The following is a 17,813-nucleotide window of genomic DNA, read 5'->3' as shown; positions in this document are numbered from 1 at the left end:
TTAAAATTCAACGAAACTCAGCAGGTTTTGAACTTTGAAATAAAAAAATAGCAACCAAAACCCATTTTACTTAAACGCCTGATAATGAGAACTTACGCTCTCAATATCAGGCCATAAAACCATTAAAAACTACCATCAAAACTTATAACTCAGCGTCAGAAAATAAGCTCTTGGCATGATAGGTAAAGTGGCATAAATGGCTTGCTTGTTGGATTCCAACATCTGTTTCGTAAAACCTTGGGTATCCAAAGCGGCAGGAAAACCTCCAGGCGCGGCCCAACCCATGATACCATAAGTATTGAAAAGATTATTTACGGATAGGTTCGCTTGAATGTTCTTTGTGATTTTGTACGAAGCGTTAAAATCGAAGGTGTTGAAAGACGGCAATTGGAAAGCATTCCCCACGTTTGCCCAGCGCTTGCCCATGTATTGCCAGTTGAGCGATGCCGTTAGCTTATCGTTGCTGTAAGTGGGCGTTACGGTAAACATATTGGCGATATTATCGTTTTTTCCACCATCATAAGTTACTTTCACATCATCAGCAGGGCCATTAGCGTTTGCCAACCATACGCCAAATTCTTTTGCCACCGAAGTTTGGAGTGTTCCAACGGCACGAATACTAAGGTTTTTGCTGAAAACATAATTTCCTTCTAATTCCAACCCTTTGGTTTCGATTTTTTGATACACACGAGCCGGTGCATAGTAGGTGGCATCCGCATTTTGGAATATCTGAAAATTAGGAATATTACTTGCCAAAGTATAGAATGGCGTAACGAAAAGGTTCAGGTTTTTGCTTTTATACTTCAACCCCAACTCCGCCATTTTGATGTCTTGTGCTTCAACAGATATGCCCGACGTAAGTTGTTGATTGGCAATATCCATGAAATAACTCAAATCTGGGGTTTTACGTCCTTGTGAGTAGCGACCATAGATGGCAAGTCCATCATTCACCCTATAATTGGCCCCAAATGAGTAGGAGATTACATCGCTGAAAGAAAGGTTTTTATCAAAACTTTGCGTAGGATTTGCGGTAAAAATGCGATTATCGTAGAGCGTAGCGGCGTTGCCATCGGCACCCGTTGGACTATCTGGAGTTACGCGTTTGGGTGTGGTAAAGCTTGATTTGATGTGGAAGTTTTCGGCTCGGATGCCCCAGTCAATATTCAGCTTCTCGGTTACGTCCCAGTTATGGCCTAAAAACAGCGCAATTTGTTTGACCGTTGCTTCATTTTCATAGACGCCACTTCCGCCAAAATTAGTAATACCATTTGGGTTTGTTAATTCAAACTTTGCTCCTCCCAAATTTGTATACCGAATGGCCACCGTTTTGGGTTGGTCTTCAATCGTCGCAAAACTTTGGCCCGACGGTATCATTGAGAAGCGATTGGCCTTGGTTGATGAATAATACAAACCACCCGTGAAGGTCATCTTTTTGAATTTTTTTGAAAGGGTGGCCTGATCAATTACGTCATTCAGGCCTACTTCTCCGTAAGGATTGGGGTTATAAAAAACGGCATTTGGCAATACATCACCTCCCGGAAGAGTTAGGTTATTAGGTATAAAACGAATGCCACCACCTGCCGGGGGTAATTGCTGCACTGTACCGTAGCTTTGTCCAGTGGCAGGGTTATAAAATTCATACGTCCCGAATCTCGCCACGTTGCCGCCTACCCCGTAAAAAACCACCTGGTCCACCCTGAAAGGAAACACCACCGCTGTTGTTTGGCTGATGTTATCTTTGTTAGAAATCTTAAAATTATTGTTGAAAGTCCAACCTTCTCCGAAGTTTTGTTCCCAGTTGAGACCAATTGCTTTTTCAGTGTATGAGCCCACTTTGCGGGTATCATATTCAATATCATTTGACGCACCCGAAAGGGCTTTGGGTACGGTAAATTGCTGTGATTGAATCAAAGTCGAACTAGTATTGGTAAAACTTCCCGCAGGTCTTGGGTTTTCAAAGTCAACCGATGGCGTAAATTCAAAAGGAGCCGTGTGGTCATCCAAAATCTTAGCGTACAGTTTCAAAGAGCCTGATTTATAATTTTTTACAACATTTGCCTTCACTTGTCCACCATAGCTGAGTTTATAGCCCGGGTATTTAGGACCATCGGCATTACGGTAAAAACCACCCACATTGAAAGTCAATAACTTATCTTTTGAAAGTGGCCCGCCTACGTTGAAATCGGCGCGGTAGTAAGGGTTTTGTCCGTTTCCTTCCAACCCAAATCTGGCGCGAACTTCACCCGCAAGCGTCTGGCCACCCGTTTTTGAAACGTAATTGAATAAACCACCCGGCGCATTTGGCCCTAAAATGGAAGCCGTACCTCCTCTTACAGCCTCAATTCTGTTGAGCGTGGCATCGGCCCGAAGATAGCCATCGGGCTGCACAAGCCCCGAAATACCCATCACGGGCAAGCCGTCTTCCTGCATCGAAACGTAGAAAAAGCCACCGTTGTAATTCAATCCTCTGGTATAGATGGAGTTACCTACCTCTCCTCTCGATGTATTCACATAAACGCCTGGCAAGTTTTTAAGCAAGTCAGCCGAGCTGTTTGGCACAACTCCCTCTATCTGTCTGGTATTCAAGGTAGAAATCGCTACCGAAGCATTCATTTTGGTTCGTTTGTCAAACACCCCAGTTACGACCACTTCATCCAACGCGGCGGCATCATCTTGAAGTAAAATCGACAAACTCCCCGACTGCGGTACGGTAACGCTCACCTCTTTGCTTTGATAACCAATAAAAGATGTGACGAGCGTGTACGAGCCATTTTCGACGTTCTCAATCCTAAACGCGCCCGTTTTATTGGCCGAAGAGCCTTTGGTAGTACCTTTGACGACCACCGAAGCTCCAACCAATGCTTCGCCCTTGGCATCCGTAATTTTTCCTGAAATGTTGCCTGATTGGGCAAACGTGGAAATACTGAATAGGGTCAACACAAAAAGTGCGAGCATTCCTTTCGGAAGTACATTTTTTTTCATTGCTTTGAATGGGTTTTGTTAAATTCTCAGATGGCAAAACTTTCGGCTGATAGCGCTGGCAGGCGTTATCAGCTTTTTTTTATACAAACAGACACCTCAATTTGCTTTGATTATTTGCACAAATTCTATGACAAAACTAAGACACAAAGGGCATGTGTTGTGAATCAAAAAAACGCCAATACTATTCAATATCAATCAAATTGAAATTTATTGGTATTCTTTTGGACTGATGCCTGTTTGGCTTTTGAAGAACCGGGCAAAATTGCTAGGCGTTTGATTGCAGAGCTTTACGGCAATTTCAGCAATTTGAAGATTAGAATATTTCAGCAGCGACTTCGCTTCCAAAATGAGCATTTCGTTAAGCAAATCCTGCGCAGTTTTGTCGGTGGTAGTTTTTACGCACTTATTCAAATGATTGGGCGTAACATTCAACAAATCAGCATAATCCAGCACATGCTGCTTCTGATAGATGTGCTGCATCAACGCGTTTTTGTATTGCTGAGTTACCAGAACGGCTGAATTTTTGTGGAGTTTTTTTTCGGCAGGCACAAATTTTTTCACTTCAATCAACAGCGCCAACAGATACGTGGCAATCAATCCAAAATCCCCTTTTTGGTCTTCCTGATAAAGTTCAGTCAACCTATGCAGAATATTCAAAATCGGTTTTTGGACTGTTTTCGGTATTTTAAGTAAGGGATTGGCCAGAAACTGAAGAAATGAAAAGTTTTCCAAGGGCATTTGCAAACCACCCAAACGAAAGATTTGAACGTCGAAATGACAAAAAAAGCCACGAGCATCTTCGCTCATGGACTGATGGGTGGTGATTTGATTGGCGGGCAAAAAGAAGAAAGTATCCTCGCCAAATGTGTATTCGTTGAGTCCTTTGCTTCTTTTTGATTCGCCTTTTGTCAAAAAAATAAAATCGTAGACCGTTTTGCGGTGCGGAGGCAGAGGAAATTTGATTTTGTCCCGAAAATCCTCTAACCGGTTTATGTGAAAAAGCTCATGGTGCGCTTCTGCAAACAGGGGTTGCTGCCATTCGATGGTCTCGAAATGAAAACCCGGTGAAATTTCAGGTTTTAAAATCGGTATTTCATTTCCGCTTGCCATGCTCCATTGCTCGTCCTTTTGCTATTTACGAAACATCGTTTTACGGGCATCGTTGATGACGCCTTTCCAGTTCATACCAAACCCAAAATCGTAGCTGTTTCCTTCCGAATCTTTGTGGCAGGTCATGTCGTAAGGCACATCTTCGGCTTGTTTTTCGACGGTTTTCATGTCGGCCGGCATTTGCATGGGCAACAGCGCAGAGGGCTCGGCTTTGCCCGAAACGATGTCCAAAATGGCTTGGTCTTGCACACCAAAACTCACCAAAATAGAAGAGGCATCTTTCTCAATTTCGGCAAAAACCATGGGATTGGAAGTATTGACCGAAACCACAACGGGCTTACCTTTCATCTTTGCTTTGGTGTCGGTTACCAATTGCGCATCGGTAAAGTTGGCCGTTTTGGTCGATTTGTTTTTATAGCCACGGTCCGTAAAATTCTCTAGCGGGTCGCCGCCAGCAATGCTTTTTTCGCGGGCTTCGGTAGCGGTGTAGTCGCCGTACTGTAAACTGATGGGAATATAACCGTTGCCTCCCTTTTTTAAATCCTCTTTGTCGTACCCAATGGTAGCGGTTGGATTTTGAATAAACACCAGCGCAAAATCAGCCTCGTCGGCATTGTCAGTGACGTTGTAGTACTTTTTAACAATGTCAATATTCACGGGATATTCCGTTGATGCGGGGGTTTCCACTCCGAGGAAATTACGGCCCGCCGGAGAAAAACGTTTTGGAACGTACACCGTTTTCTTTAAAGTAACTGGCAATGCTTTCGCCTGATTTTTCAGGAGCACAACAGATTTCAACTGTGCTTCGTAGCCCGCCTTCATGTATTCGGGTTTCCCCACGATGGCTTTGGTTTCTTCGGGGTTTAGGTACGGATTTTCAAAAACACCTACCCGAAAGATATTACGCAGCAAACGCACGGCCGATTGCTCCATTCTAGCCCTGATTTTGGCTTCTCCGTGTTCTTTTATCCCCAACTGATACGCTTCCAAAATAGGCTTCATGTCATTTACGCCACCGTATTGGTCAACGCCCGCCATTAAGGCTCTGTAGTGAAGTTCACCCAAAGAAAGATTCTCTACCCCCCAAGATTTACCGTCGAGAAACGAATCCATTGAGGTGTGAAGTTTGGTTACGTTCCAGTCGGTACACACTACGCCATCGTAGCCATATTTGTTACGGAGTAGGTCAGTAATGATGTATTTGTTGTAGTTATTGGCCACGTTTTCGTGGTATTTTTTATCCTGATTCCACGAAATCGTATAGTAAGGCATCACCGCCGAAGCCATTTTGGTTTGTCCTTTCAGCTTAAAGGCACCTTGCGTAAAAGGAATCAAATGGGCATCAAAATTATTGCCCGGATAAACCGCAAACTTACCGTTGGCATAGTGTGCATCACGCCCTGCCTCTCCCGAACCGCCACCCGGCCAGTGTTTTACCATCGCATTGACACTTTTCGTTCCCCAAACACTCGATTGAAAACCATCGCAATAGGCTTGTCCCATGGCCGCCGACAAGGCAGGGCTTTCTCCGAACGTACCGCTGAAACGGCCCCAACGGGGTTCGGTAGCGATGTCAACCTGCGGCGAAAGGGCCGTAGTAATACCCAATGCGCGGTATTCGTCCGCCGCGATTTTGCCAAATTTTTCAATCAACATCGCGTCGAATGTGGCGGCCATTCCCAAGGGACTTGGCCACATGGAGATTTCACCGCCGGCAGCCGCGTCAAACTCGGCTTTGGCTCTGGTGCCGTGGCGCGGGTCCGAGCTATTGTTGGCGGGGATTCCGAAGCCTACGCTTTCGCAAAAAGCCTGTAATTTGTTGTTCCATTGTGCCGCAATCTCGGGCGTTTGTACCGTGGTGACCAACACATGACGCAGGTGATCTTTCTTCAAAAACTCCTTTTGCTGGTCGGTCAACTCCGTCGGGTCGGTTTCTCCAGCTTTGAAAGGTTTGCCATTGTACGTTCCTGCAAAATACCCTCCCGCGCGGGCAGGAATCGACTGATGCGACGAATACAACATCAAACCCGCAATTTCTTCAATACTCAGTTTGGACGCCAAATCTTTGGCGCGTTGGTCATGCGGCAAACGCCAGTCTTCAAACGCATCCAGTTTGCCGTTTTTGTTTAAATCTTTAAAGGCCAATCCATTAACGGTCAAGATTTTCACCCCTGACATGGGCGAATACCCTAACGTTTGTCCTCCCTGATTTTCGACCAGATTAAAACTTCCTTTTGGGGTTTCTTTCCATTTGATTTGGGCGTACACCGACGAAGCAGCCACGGTTAAAATCAGAAAGAATAGCGGGCATTTTCTCATTATTGGGAAATGTTAGGTTGGTTTGAATGCGTTTTTTGCTTACTCAATAATCGCCACGGCGCGCGTCCAGCCCGCACTTGCGGCTTTGATTTTGGCGGGAAAACAGGCCACTTTAAAGCCAAAAGGCGGCAGTTGGTCCAGATTAGCCATTTTTTCGATTTGGCAATATTCTTTTTCGATGCCAACATAATGCGCCTGCCAGATGATACCCGGACGCGGATTGGCCCGGTAATCAGCGGCCTGAATGTGGAGCGGAATGTCCCAACCCCAACCGTCGGTGCCCATCACTTTGATGCCTTGGTCAATGAGCCAGTGCGTAGCTTTGGCCGACGCTCCTACGTGGATTTTGACAAAATCAGGGTCGTGCAAACGCTTGTCGGCATCGCAGCGAATCAGGACAATATCGAAGGGTTTTAGGGTGTAATTGATGGCTGCCAGTTTTTCAATCAGGTCTTCGGGCTCAAACATATAGCCGTCGGGTTTGTCGGTAAAATCCAGCACCACGCCGTCGTGAAAGAACCAATCCAGCGGCATTTCGTCAATGGTACGCGAGGGTTTGCCTTCGCTGGTCGGGAAATAATGGTACGGTGCATCCACGTGCGTTCCGCAGTGGCTCGTCACGGTCAGAAACTCCCCAGCGGGGCCGTTACCGTCAATAAACACATCGCCGGCAATGCCTTCGAAAAGTTTTCCACCCATTTTTTTAGCCCCTTCTTTGTGGTCTTCATAGACGATTTTAGTAGGAAGCGGCTCTTTGATTTCCTCAGAAATCGTCACGGAAAGGTCAATGATTTTCATTTTTTATATCTTAACGATTTATATTACTAAAATGAATAACGAGTTTTGTAATGACGAATAGCGAGTGACGAATTTTAATCAGTCAAGCAATTATTCGTCACTCGTCATTTGAATTTTGTCATTCCCAAATCTTCATAATGCAGCACCAGGGGCGGGTTTTCAAAAAATGGGCCGATCAATCCGCGCCATTCTTTGAACAATTCCGATTCGCGAAAACCGATGGTATGCGCTTCGAGGTTCTCCCAGCGAATGAGCAACACATAGCGGTTTTGCTGTTCGATACACTTCTTAAAATCATGCCCCAAATAGCCTTTTGATTGGCTAATCACAGCTTGGGCTTTTTCTAAATTCTGCTCAAACTCCGCATTGGTGCCCAGTTTGATGTCGATGGTGGCAAGTTCTAAAATCATATTACTTTATTTCTTAGAATTCCGATTCCTTCAATTTCCAATTCCACCACATCGCCTGGTTCGAGTGGGCGGTGAACGGTGAAGTTATTTTCAATCAAGCTTCCCCAACCCACTGTACCTGAGCCCAATATATCGCCAGGCATCAGTGTCACGTTGTTTTCAGAAGCGCGCTCCATCATTTGTTCAAAGGTGTAATACACGGTTTGATAGTTGCCTTCACAAACCGTTACGCCATTGATACGGGACGTCATCTTGAGATTGAACCTATCCATTTGAACATTTGGTACCCGAATTGGGTCGGTAAATACGCTTTCATCAAACGGCTCTCGGTACTGCTCCATTTCGTCGGCCGTCACAATGCAAGGCCCGATGGCATTGGCAAAGTCCTTACCTTTGTGCGGCCCCAACGGAATTTCCATCTCCACTTTTTGGATGGCGCGGGCGGTCCAATCGTTGAAAACGGTATAGCCAAAAATGTAAGGACGGGCGTTTTCGGCTTTGAGGTCTTTGCCTTTTTTGCCGATGATGCACGCTAACTCCAGCTCAATGTCCATTTTGGTCTCTTTGGCGGGGCGCTTGATTTCGTCGTCGGGCCCGTAAATGGCCTGATGATTGGTAAAATAAAAAATCGGCATATCGTACCAAGCGGGCCCGATTTTGTGCCCAAACGACCGAGACGCATTTTGCATGTGCATCTCAAACCCGATGTAATCCCGAAAACTGCGAGGGTTGGGCAAAGGAGCCAGCAATTGAATCTCTGATAATTGATAATGCGGCTGCACATCGCCTAACGCCCTGATTATGGAGAAGTACTCTTCGTGATTATCAATGAACGTCAGCATATCGGTAGGCAGCTTTTCACTGGCCAAATTCATGTCAACGACCTTGTCGCCTGCGAGCCAGCCCGTGCGGGAATCACCCTTTGGATTTTTGAAGGTTACTAATTTCATCTTTTTCTATTTTAAAAGTCTGCCCCCATCAACCGTAATGATATTACCGGTTGAGAAGACTAGAGAAGTGGCTAAAGCAAAAACGGCATTGGCTACATCTGCGCCCATTGCAAAACGCCCGAGCGGTGTATTATCCATTTGATTTTGCAGAAATTTTGGGTCAAAATTCTTGGTATATTCACCCTCCACAAAACCCGGCGACACCGATACTACTCTGATTTTTGGGGCTAAAGCCCTTGCTAATGAACGTGTCATAGAATCAACCGCAGCTTTTGAAGCACAATAGGCTACATTACTTCCGATTCCAGAAATACCTGCAATTGAAGAAATATTTACAATCAGAGAGGATTCATTACTTTCATCCGAACCTTTTTCCAATAACTCTTTGGTTGCTCTGACCATCGCAAACGACCCTCTGAAATTGGTCTGCATGATTTTATCGATCCATTCATCGGTTAAGCCTTCCAAATCATCATGCGGTACTGGCGTAGTAATTCCAGCGTTATTTACCAATACATCTAACTTCCCATATTTCTCTGCCACAAATGCCTTTAGTTCAGCTACTTTTTGGGCGTTGGTGGTGGGAGCGTGGAAAATTGAATGAAGCCCCCTCGCCTCTAATGGGGGAATTAAATCATTTAATTCAGCCAATAACTTTTCAGCCTTTGCGGGATTCGAGTTATAGGTTGCAACAACATTATAACCGTTTGCTGCAAATTGTTTACAAATGGCCGAGCCAATTTCTCCCGCCCCACCGGTGACTAAGACTGTTTTCATTGGTTGCATTTTTTAAACCACAGAGATAAGAAGGATCACAGAGAGGGAGCTTTAGAATAGCGACGTACGCGCAAATCGGCCTGCTCTTTGTGGCCTGAGAAATTTTCGATGGCACACAATCTGGAACAATATTCACCGATCATCGCACTGGCTTCGGCAGTCCTAATTTCTTGATACGTACAGGTTTTCAGGAACTTACCTACCCACAAACCTCCCGTATAACGGGCTGCTTCTCTAGTGGGTAAAGTATGGTTGGTGCCGATCACTTTGTCGCCGTACGCTACGTTGGTTTTATCTCCGAGAAACAATCCGCCGAAATTGGTCATTTTGTCAAGGAAATAACGCGGATTTTCGGTCATCACCTGTACGTGCTCACTGGCAATGCGGTCTGCCTCCGACACCAATTCATCCACGGTATCTACCAAAATCACCTGTCCGTAATCCCTCCACGCCACACTTGCCACATCGGCAGTGGGCAACACGGCCAATTGGCGCTGGATTTCGGTTTCGATGCCTTCGGCAATGGTTTTACTGGTGGTCAACAAAATCGCGGGCGACGTAGGACCGTGTTCGGCTTGGCCGAGCAAGTCAGTGGCGCAGGTTTCTACATCAGTAGTATCGTCTGCAATGACGAGCGTTTCTGTCGGGCCAGCAAACAAGTCGATGCCCACTTTTCCGTACAATTGGCGTTTGGCTTCGGCCACGTAGGCATTTCCAGGGCCCACGAGCATATCGACGGGCTGAACGGTTTCGGTTCCCAAGGCCATCATGGCAATGGCCTGCACACCGCCCAACAAATAAATCTCATCGGCCCCGGCCATGTACATGGCCGCTACGGTTGCGGCAGGCACTTCGCCGTTGATGGGCGGTGTACAGGCAATAACGCGCTTCACACCCGCCACTTTGGCCGTCAATACACTCATGTGGGCTGAGGCCACCATCGGGTAGCGCCCGCCGGGCACGTAGCAACCGACCGAGTTGACGGGGATATTTTTATGCCCCAAAATCACCCCCGGCAGGGTTTCTACTTCTACATCTTTGATGGATTCCCGCTGAATTTGGGCGAAATTACGGATTTGGGTTTGGGCAAATTTGATGTCTTCAATCACTTGTTCGGGCAATCCAGCCATGATTTGCTGGATTTGACCCGAAGACAATCGAAAGCTTTCGGGCGACCATTTATCCAATTTTTTCGAATATTCCTGGACCGCTTTGTCGCCATTGGCAGCCACATTTTCCAGCATCGATTCCACCAAAGCCCGGACTTTTAAGTCGGCTTCTTTGCTTTCGGCGTAGGTGATTCCTTTTTTTATCTGTTGTATCATTTGCTTAATGGGGAAATTTAAAAATAGGTTTCAGGCAAACGCCCCGCCATCCACTGCCATGGCATGACCGGTAATAAATGTTGATTCGTCTGAACACAGCCACAGAGCCACATCGGCTACTTCCTGCGGTTGGCCCATGCGTTTCATGCGTTGGAGGTTTTTGGCCTGTTCCAACGCTTCGGGATTATGGGCCAATTTCCGCCGTCCTTCCATCAGCATCGGGGTTTCGATAGCGGTAGGACAAACGGCATTGACCCGAATATTTTGAGTAGCGTATTCGATGGCGGCCGTTTTGGTGATGCCCACTACGCCATGCTTTGACGCCGCATAAGGCACATTGGTAGGCTGCCCTACCAAGCCCGCAGCCGAGGCAATGTTGACGATGTTTCCACCGCCCTGCGCCAGCATTTGAGTAATTTGCACTTTCACGCAATACCATGTACCCGTCAGGTTGATGTTGATCATTTGCAACCAATCGTCTTCGGGGTATTCGTGCGTGGGTAAGGAAACCGTTCCTGCAATGCCCGCGCTGTTGACAGCACAATCCAAACGCCCGAAAGTTATCACGGCAGTTTTCACCGCATTCTCTACGTCCGTTCGCTTTGAAATATCTACCTTCAACGCCAATGCTTCCGCTCCCGAGGCTAACAGCTCCGCAACCACCGCTTGGGCGGCCGCTTCGTTAATATCCGTCACAACCACTTTTCCACCTTCCCGTCCGAAAGACAACGCGGTTGCTTTTCCGATTCCCGAACCAGCACCCGTTACAAAGCACACTTTATCCTGAAATCTTTTCATGTTGTTCGTTATCGCCAATGAATCATTTTTTGTCCAGCAACTGGGCTTTTGAAATAAGGGATTTTTGTTCCTCGCAAACTCCCGAGATAGACCGTTTTCATATCCGCGCCGCCAAAACTCAAACTTGCCATCCAAGGACAAATCGTCCCTTGCGTAGCGGCTAAAATTTCGGGCGTAACACAGCGGTTTTCGTAAGCTTCAATCAATCTTTTTTTCGTTTCAGGATTGCTATCATCCAACAATGTAAGAACTTCCCCGTCGGGCGTAATAGCAATAAGTTCATCGGTAAAAATCAAGGTAACCCACAGATTACCAAAGACATCAAAGGCAAAACCATCAGGAAAGCCGCCCAAAGTAGAAGGGCCGTACACTTCTCGGTCGTACAGGTCACCGTTGGGTTTTACTCGCAATCGCGAAATTTTCCACGCCGTACTTTCTACTACATAAAGCCATTCTTCGTTGTCGTCAAACCGAATTTCGTTCGTTCCGCAAAAACCATCGGCTACAATTCTGACACCTTTTTCGTCCATCAGCGCAATGTAGCCGTCGGTGGCGCGGGTATTGATTTGGGCCGACCAAGGCTCAGTTTGCGTCGTGACCGTAAACCAGATTCTGCCTTTAGAATCTCGCAACGGAAAGTTGGTTTTGCCCAAGGGTTTTCCGTCAATTTCTGTCACAACAGTCGTCAACTTCCCGTCGCGGGTCATTTTTTCAATGTGATTGGTCCCCCAATTGGCAATGATAAAATCTCCGTTTGCGTCAAAACAAATGCCGTTGGGTAGCGAGCCTACTGCGGCAATATATCTCTGACTATCAGCATCTTTACCAATATTTTCAGGCAAAAAGTCGCTCACTTTTAGTGGGTTGATAACCTCTTGAGCTTCCTTAAGGCTCAACTTTACCACGCCCCCACGTGCATCGGCCGCCCAAACGGTGCCGTTTGGCTCGGTCAGAATACATTCTGGCCTCTGCAAGTCGTGACCCAAGTATTGGATATTTTCACGGCTTACCTGCCAATTTTTCAGAGGGTTTTGCAGGGGTGCCATCGTTAAATTGGAGCCGTTAAGGCCATTCCAGTTTTACCCATGAGCATTCCCATATTCGCACCTTCTGGAAGTGGTTTATCGTTGTATTCCAATAACTCCCAAGCGCCTAAGGTTTCGGAAACGTCTACCACCATCATGCACCGCTCATAACGACGTTTCATATATCTATCGAAAATCGCCTCCACTTCCCCTTCCTTCTGTAATTCTTCAATCAACACCACCGCATCCTCAATGGCTAAGGCAGCTCCCGAGCCTAATTGTGGAATGGTGGTGTGAGCCGCATCTCCCAACACAACCACTCTGTTTTTATACCAAGGTGCGGGCATTTTGAGCGTTTCTAATGCTCGGTAATTAACCAACTTAGCATCGGTTACTTGGGGAATTAGCTCTTGAACTACAGGCACGGGATAAGCCGACATATACCCTTTCAGTTTGTCAACCAATTGGTCTTCAGGAATCATGGGGTTTTCGCCTTCGGCAGAATTCAAAAATATATAACACGACTCGGCAGTCATCGGGATAACCCCAATTTTGTGTTTTTTATTAAAGAAAATATAACCAGTATCTAAGCCAGCAGGGCGTTTGAAGGGATAACGCCATACGGATAAACCTACATAATTTGGCTTGAATTCGCCAAAGACGAGTTTGCGTACTTTTGAATGCACACCATCGGCGGCAATCACAATGTCATAGCTATCCGTTGTACCATCTGTAAAAGCAACGTTTGCAATATTTGGCTGATTATCAATAGATGCTACCGTAACTCCCATCCGATATTTTAACCCAATTTTCTGAGCTTCTTCAAATAAAACATCATGAAGAATCCGTCGAGAGATACCGTTATGGCTGGGAAACCTACCTATGGGTGGTGTGCCGGCTTCGCCGATTTGAACGCCGTGAGGTAAACAAAGTTTTACTTTTCCATAAGGTGAGCCTCGGCGCATCACCTCGTCGGCTACGCCAATAGCATCCAACGCTCTGAGGGCGTTGGCTTGCTGAATGATACCAACACCATACACATTAAACTCAGGAAGAATTTCTACCACATCTACCGCAAAACCTCCTTTTTTTAAACCAATTGCAACAGACTGACCGCCAATTCCTCCGCCAACGACCAGCACTTTATTAATTTTTGTCATTTTATTCGTGGTTGGAAATTAAATGGGTTATGCCTTTATCTTTTCCGCAATCCAATCGTACATATTGAAGGTCTTGGTGAAATCATCTACTGAGCAGTGCGCCGAGCCGCTTTCTTCTTTTGGAACAATCTCCATAACGTGCTCGCAGGTAAGAACTTCGTTTACTTTATAGGCATTTTCTACAAAATTCTGACGGTCGTCTTCACCGTGTAGGATATACGTAGGCATACTGATTTTTTCGGCGACGCCCTCCAGCGTAAAGTTTTTGAGCTTTTCACGCGCCTCTGTCATGTTTTCAGCACCCACGATATGCTGCACGATTTCAGCCAAAGGGTGATTGTCGGGACGGTTTTTCCAAATATCGTAATACGACCAAACGGCCCCGAAAATCATACAAACCTTGAAACGAGGCTCAAAAGCCGCACAACGTGCCGCCATGTAACCACCCATCGAAACGGCCCCGATACCCACCCGTTCAGTGTCCACTTCGTCTTTTAGATTTTCGATAATATAATCCAAAACCGCCGTTCCGGGTACGTTGTAATCATAACGGGTATGAATGTGATTGAGACGAAGAGCGGCTCCCTGGCCTGGGCCATCTACTGCCATCATCGCGATTCCGCGCTCGTTTAGGTGCTGGGCAATACCAAAATACAGTTCCTCGGCCAAGCTATCTAGTCCGCCAAACATGACGACCACGGGAGGATTTTTCACACCAGTGGGTTTGAACAAATAAGCTGGCAAAAAAGACAGGTTCTTCTGCCCAGTCTCAAAGGGTATCTCCATTTGAAGGGGTTTTTCATCAAAAAGATGAATGGCTTTGATGAACGCATCACGGCATTTTAGATAATAAGGAATCTTGCGTTCATCACGGAGCGTCATAAAAAATTCGGCGGTGCGCAGGTAGTTGAAAGCCCTGAGATAGGTTCTTCTGGCCGAAACTTTATGACCCGCTTGGGCGTATTTTTCGGCAATTTCATACACTTTATCCCCCATTTTTACCCATGCCCGATTAAAGCTTTCTCTATCGGCAGGGTCAATTTCACTGGCTACTTCTAATATTTCTGCAAATTCGCCACCACCGTAATGCGCCTGCGTCAATGCTCTATTTACTTGATATGAGGGCATGTACTGCCCCGGAAAATAATGCCACATAGGTTTGATATTTGAATGGGATGTTGGGAATAACGATGGGCAGAATGACGCGTTATTTAACCCGTCATTCCCATTGTTATTCGGTTAAATATCTACTGGTTTTACGACGCCGTCGGTGAGGCCGAGTTTCTTACCTTTGCCCATTTCGGCAAAAGGATTGGCATTGCCCCACGCATCGTTTGGATTGTCTTTGAGGTAATGCAAGTCAGGCCCGTGGTCGGGGGCAAAAATCAATCTGGCCCCCGCATAAAATTCAAAAATGATGTTGCTGCCGGGGTCAATGATGTAGATAAAAAACCCTTCGTCGGCTTTGTGACGCGTAGGAGCCCCCATCACACTTTTGAAGCCTTTTTCGGTAAAGTAATCAAGTGCCAGCAGTACCTCTTCGCGGCTGTCGAAGTTGAATGCAATGTGGTTGAGGGTAGCTTCGCCAGGGCCCACATTGGGGTCGGTAAAGATGGCAATGTCGTGTGAAAGATTCGCCGTTGTCCAAAGACCTCCGATGGGTGGAATTTCATCGTCAATTCTTACTTCATCAGGATTCTTCAGCCCCATTTTTTTCCAAAATTCTTTTTCTTTGGAATACTGAAACTTAGCCACCATGTACGTGACGTGGTCTATGCGGCGCGGGTTGACCCCAATACGGCGATTGCTAGCATAACGGTCGGCGTATATACTACCGCGTTCTCCCGTTTCTTTCAGCCAAACCACATCCCAAAAAATTTCATGAATATGTCCTTCGGGAGATTGAAAACGATAGGCTTTGCCATGCCCCATGTCACCCTCAACCCAACCCAATCCAGCGCCAATACTTTCGAGGTACGCCACGCATTCTTCCAACGCCTCTGGGCTATCGGCGCGCCAGCCGATATGGCCTAAGCCGTTGGTTTCGCGCGAGGTGATTTTGAGGGTGTGATGAAAATAATCGCCCCAAGCTCTGAAGTAAACAGAGTCGCCCTCCCGGCCTGTTTCGTCCAATCCAACAATTTCTTTGAAGAAGTGAATTGATTTTTCAATATCGGGAGAATAAACCTCCACGTGCGCCAATTGCGAAAAGTAATGCGGATTCTTTGCCACCAACGTATGTTTTTAAGATTGAATACTGCTTTAAATAGTTCTATTTTTCAATGCAAAGTTTCAATAAATAAACACGTTAGCGTTAGTCTAAAAGACGCCATTAATCCGCAAAATCAATCCATTTTTTTGTATTTTACAAGATTAAAGGCTTTATTTTATAGTAAATGAGGCCAAACATCTCTCAATCCCTTTTATTCTAATATAAAAAAAGGACTAACTGCTCTGTAGACGGCAAATGCTTTCTCTTTTCAAGTCTTCCTAACGGGCTAATTCGCTTTTTGTTGAATTTCTGGCAATCAGTACTGAGTTTAATACTATATTTTCCATAGGAGAAGCTGGCTTTTTTTTCTCAATCAACTTAAAAAGAACAGCGGCAGCTTCTCGGCCCATTTCATACGCAGGCTGGGTAACGGTGGTTAAAGAAGGGTTCAAAAAAGGGGCGGTATAAGAGTTAGAAAACGTAATAATTTTCACATCATTCGGAATATTCAATCGTAACGCTTCGCATATTTTATAAGTCGAAATCGCCAGTTTTTCCACGGAGGCAAAGATACCGTCAGGCCTGTTTTCTCTTTTTAACAATTCTTGGATTCGCTCATTATTTTTCGCATCATGACTGTCGCAAGATACAAGCAGGGCACTATCAGACTTTATATTATTCTTTTTTAACGCTTCCAAATACCCGTTCATTCGTTTGTTGCTGATCGAAAGGTGTTGGGAAATGGAGAGAAAAGCGATTTGTTTACATCCATTTTCGATGAGGTGTTCGGTGGCTTTGATGCCACAGTTGTAGTCGTCGGTCGTCACTTTCGGGGCGTCGGGTTGGTCAACGGTTCGGTCAAAAAAAACGAGGGGTATCCCTTTTTCTTTTAAGGCCTCTAAGTGCGTTGTCTCCGAGGTTTGCTCCGACAACGACATCATGATTCCATCCACCCGCCCATTTTGCAAAAGCTGCGTAATCGCCACCTCTTTTTGCATATCCTCGTGCGTCAGGTATATGAGCACATGGTAGCCTTTTTCCTGCGCAATAGACTCAATGCCGTTAATAACTGGACCAAAAAAATCGTTGACCACTTCGGGAATAACCACCGCAATAGTCAGGCTTTTCTGTTTGCGAAAACTACTGGCCAAGGGATTGACCTGATAGTTCAATTCTTTGGCTTTGGCAAGTACCCGTTTTTTGGTATCGGTACTTATTTCGTGACTGTCACGCAAAGCTTTTGAGACCGTCGAAAACGACAGATTCAGCTCTTTGGCAAGTTGTTTAAGATTCATGTTAACTCATTTTTATTTCCATCAGCCCTGAGTGGAACTTACCGCAAAGGTGATTACTATTCTGTTTTTTTTTCAAAAACCTACGACAACGTTGTCGTAAATAAATACTTCTGAATCCGACATTTGCATTATTTTTTCCTTGAATATTACAACAATTTTAGACAATCATAAGAAATGCAAACCCAAGAAATGTCGGTAATCATCCCTAAGATTTTTGATGCCATTGAAAAATTGATTCCGCTATACATGGAAATACCAGAGGAGAAATGCATCTCAAACGGCAATTTGGCGGTCTGCATCATTGACGAAGATGGGCAAGTCCACGGAAAAATGTTTGGAACCAATAAAGCAAGGCTTCGACAATCGTACAAAATAGCTTGGATAAAAGCCAGCCAAGTATGGCTTACGGGCGTAAAAACTGGCGAATACGAGCGAATGGTCTTCAATAAAGAAGTAGCTGAAAACGCCAACGGCATCGAAGCCCCTGACCTCATTGGCTGGGAAGGTGGCCAGCCAATTACCCTACAATATGGAACAATACTTTCGGTGGGTTTTAGCGGCTTCAGGGGCGTAGTAGACCTTGAAACAATGGTAAAATCAGTGGCAGATACCGAACGGTAAGACAAAAATATACTGTATTAAAACACTGACC

15 protein-coding genes are annotated in these 17,813 nt (G+C 45.7%); 1 reads left to right on the top strand and 14 read right to left on the bottom strand.

What is annotated here, in order from left to right:
- Nucleotides 1–135: 135 nt before the first annotated feature.
- The 14 genes from GVN20_RS18220 to GVN20_RS18155 all read right to left on the bottom strand — a co-directional run bounded on the left by GVN20_RS18220 (nt 136) and on the right by GVN20_RS18155 (nt 17,161).
- Nucleotides 136–2,982, bottom strand: coding sequence for a TonB-dependent receptor (locus tag GVN20_RS18220; RefSeq protein ID WP_166559714.1), 2,847 nt, complete (start codon nt 2,980–2,982; stop codon nt 136–138).
- 207 nt (nt 2,983–3,189) lie between these two features.
- Nucleotides 3,190–4,092 carry an AraC family transcriptional regulator gene (locus tag GVN20_RS18215; RefSeq protein WP_166559713.1) on the bottom strand — a complete coding sequence of 301 codons (903 nt, stop codon included), beginning with the start codon at nt 4,090–4,092 and terminating at the stop codon, nt 3,190–3,192.
- Nucleotides 4,093–4,113: 21 nt separating this feature from the next.
- Nucleotides 4,114–6,411, bottom strand: coding sequence for a glycoside hydrolase family 3 N-terminal domain-containing protein (locus GVN20_RS18210; protein WP_166559712.1), 2,298 nt, complete (start codon nt 6,409–6,411; stop codon nt 4,114–4,116).
- Nucleotides 6,412–6,450: 39 nt separating this feature from the next.
- Nucleotides 6,451–7,209, bottom strand: a complete 759-nt coding sequence (locus GVN20_RS18205; protein WP_166559711.1) for a cyclase family protein — start codon at nt 7,207–7,209, stop codon at nt 6,451–6,453.
- A gap of 104 nt (nt 7,210–7,313) precedes the next feature.
- Nucleotides 7,314–7,619 (bottom strand): antibiotic biosynthesis monooxygenase, encoded by a 306-nt coding sequence (locus GVN20_RS18200; RefSeq protein ID WP_166559710.1) that lies wholly within the window; start codon nt 7,617–7,619, stop codon nt 7,314–7,316.
- Nucleotides 7,616–8,569, bottom strand: a complete 954-nt coding sequence (locus tag GVN20_RS18195) for a fumarylacetoacetate hydrolase family protein (protein WP_166559709.1) — start codon at nt 8,567–8,569, stop codon at nt 7,616–7,618. The genes GVN20_RS18200 and GVN20_RS18195 overlap by 4 nt, the downstream gene beginning before the upstream one ends.
- A gap of 6 nt (nt 8,570–8,575) precedes the next feature.
- Nucleotides 8,576–9,346, bottom strand: coding sequence for an SDR family NAD(P)-dependent oxidoreductase (locus GVN20_RS18190; RefSeq protein WP_206023308.1), 771 nt, complete (start codon nt 9,344–9,346; stop codon nt 8,576–8,578).
- Nucleotides 9,347–9,381: 35 nt separating this feature from the next.
- Complete coding sequence (gene hisD, locus GVN20_RS18185; protein ID WP_166559707.1) at nt 9,382–10,671, bottom strand: histidinol dehydrogenase; 1,290 nt, start codon at nt 10,669–10,671, stop codon at nt 9,382–9,384.
- A gap of 30 nt (nt 10,672–10,701) precedes the next feature.
- Complete coding sequence (locus tag GVN20_RS18180; RefSeq protein ID WP_206023307.1) at nt 10,702–11,469, bottom strand: SDR family NAD(P)-dependent oxidoreductase; 768 nt, start codon at nt 11,467–11,469, stop codon at nt 10,702–10,704.
- 8 nt (nt 11,470–11,477) lie between these two features.
- Entirely contained in the window at nt 11,478–12,515 is a 1,038-nt protein-coding gene (locus tag GVN20_RS18175) for an SMP-30/gluconolactonase/LRE family protein (protein ID WP_166559705.1), read from the bottom strand.
- Between the two features lie 2 nt (nt 12,516–12,517).
- Entirely contained in the window at nt 12,518–13,654 is a 1,137-nt protein-coding gene (locus GVN20_RS18170) for an FAD-dependent monooxygenase (RefSeq protein ID WP_166559704.1), read from the bottom strand.
- A 27-nt stretch (nt 13,655–13,681) separates the two neighbouring features.
- Nucleotides 13,682–14,809: a S9 family peptidase gene (locus tag GVN20_RS18165; protein WP_166559703.1), complete on the bottom strand. Its 1,128-nt coding sequence runs from the start codon at nt 14,807–14,809 to the stop codon at nt 13,682–13,684.
- A gap of 84 nt (nt 14,810–14,893) precedes the next feature.
- Nucleotides 14,894–15,886, bottom strand: coding sequence for a VOC family protein (locus GVN20_RS18160; RefSeq protein WP_166559702.1), 993 nt, complete (start codon nt 15,884–15,886; stop codon nt 14,894–14,896).
- Nucleotides 15,887–16,144: 258 nt separating this feature from the next.
- Nucleotides 16,145–17,161 carry a LacI family DNA-binding transcriptional regulator gene (locus GVN20_RS18155; RefSeq protein WP_166559701.1) on the bottom strand — a complete coding sequence of 339 codons (1,017 nt, stop codon included), beginning with the start codon at nt 17,159–17,161 and terminating at the stop codon, nt 16,145–16,147.
- 174 nt (nt 17,162–17,335) lie between these two features.
- Between GVN20_RS18155 and GVN20_RS18150 the strand changes: the two genes are divergently transcribed.
- Nucleotides 17,336–17,782, top strand: a complete 447-nt coding sequence (locus GVN20_RS18150; RefSeq protein ID WP_166559700.1) for a heme-binding protein — start codon at nt 17,336–17,338, stop codon at nt 17,780–17,782.
- Nucleotides 17,783–17,813: the final 31 nt, after the last annotated feature.

Source organism: Runella sp. CRIBMP, assembly GCF_009905605.1.
Taxonomy (GTDB): Bacteria; Bacteroidota; Bacteroidia; order Cytophagales; family Spirosomataceae; genus Runella.
This window is presented reverse-complemented; position numbering and strand designations above follow the sequence as displayed.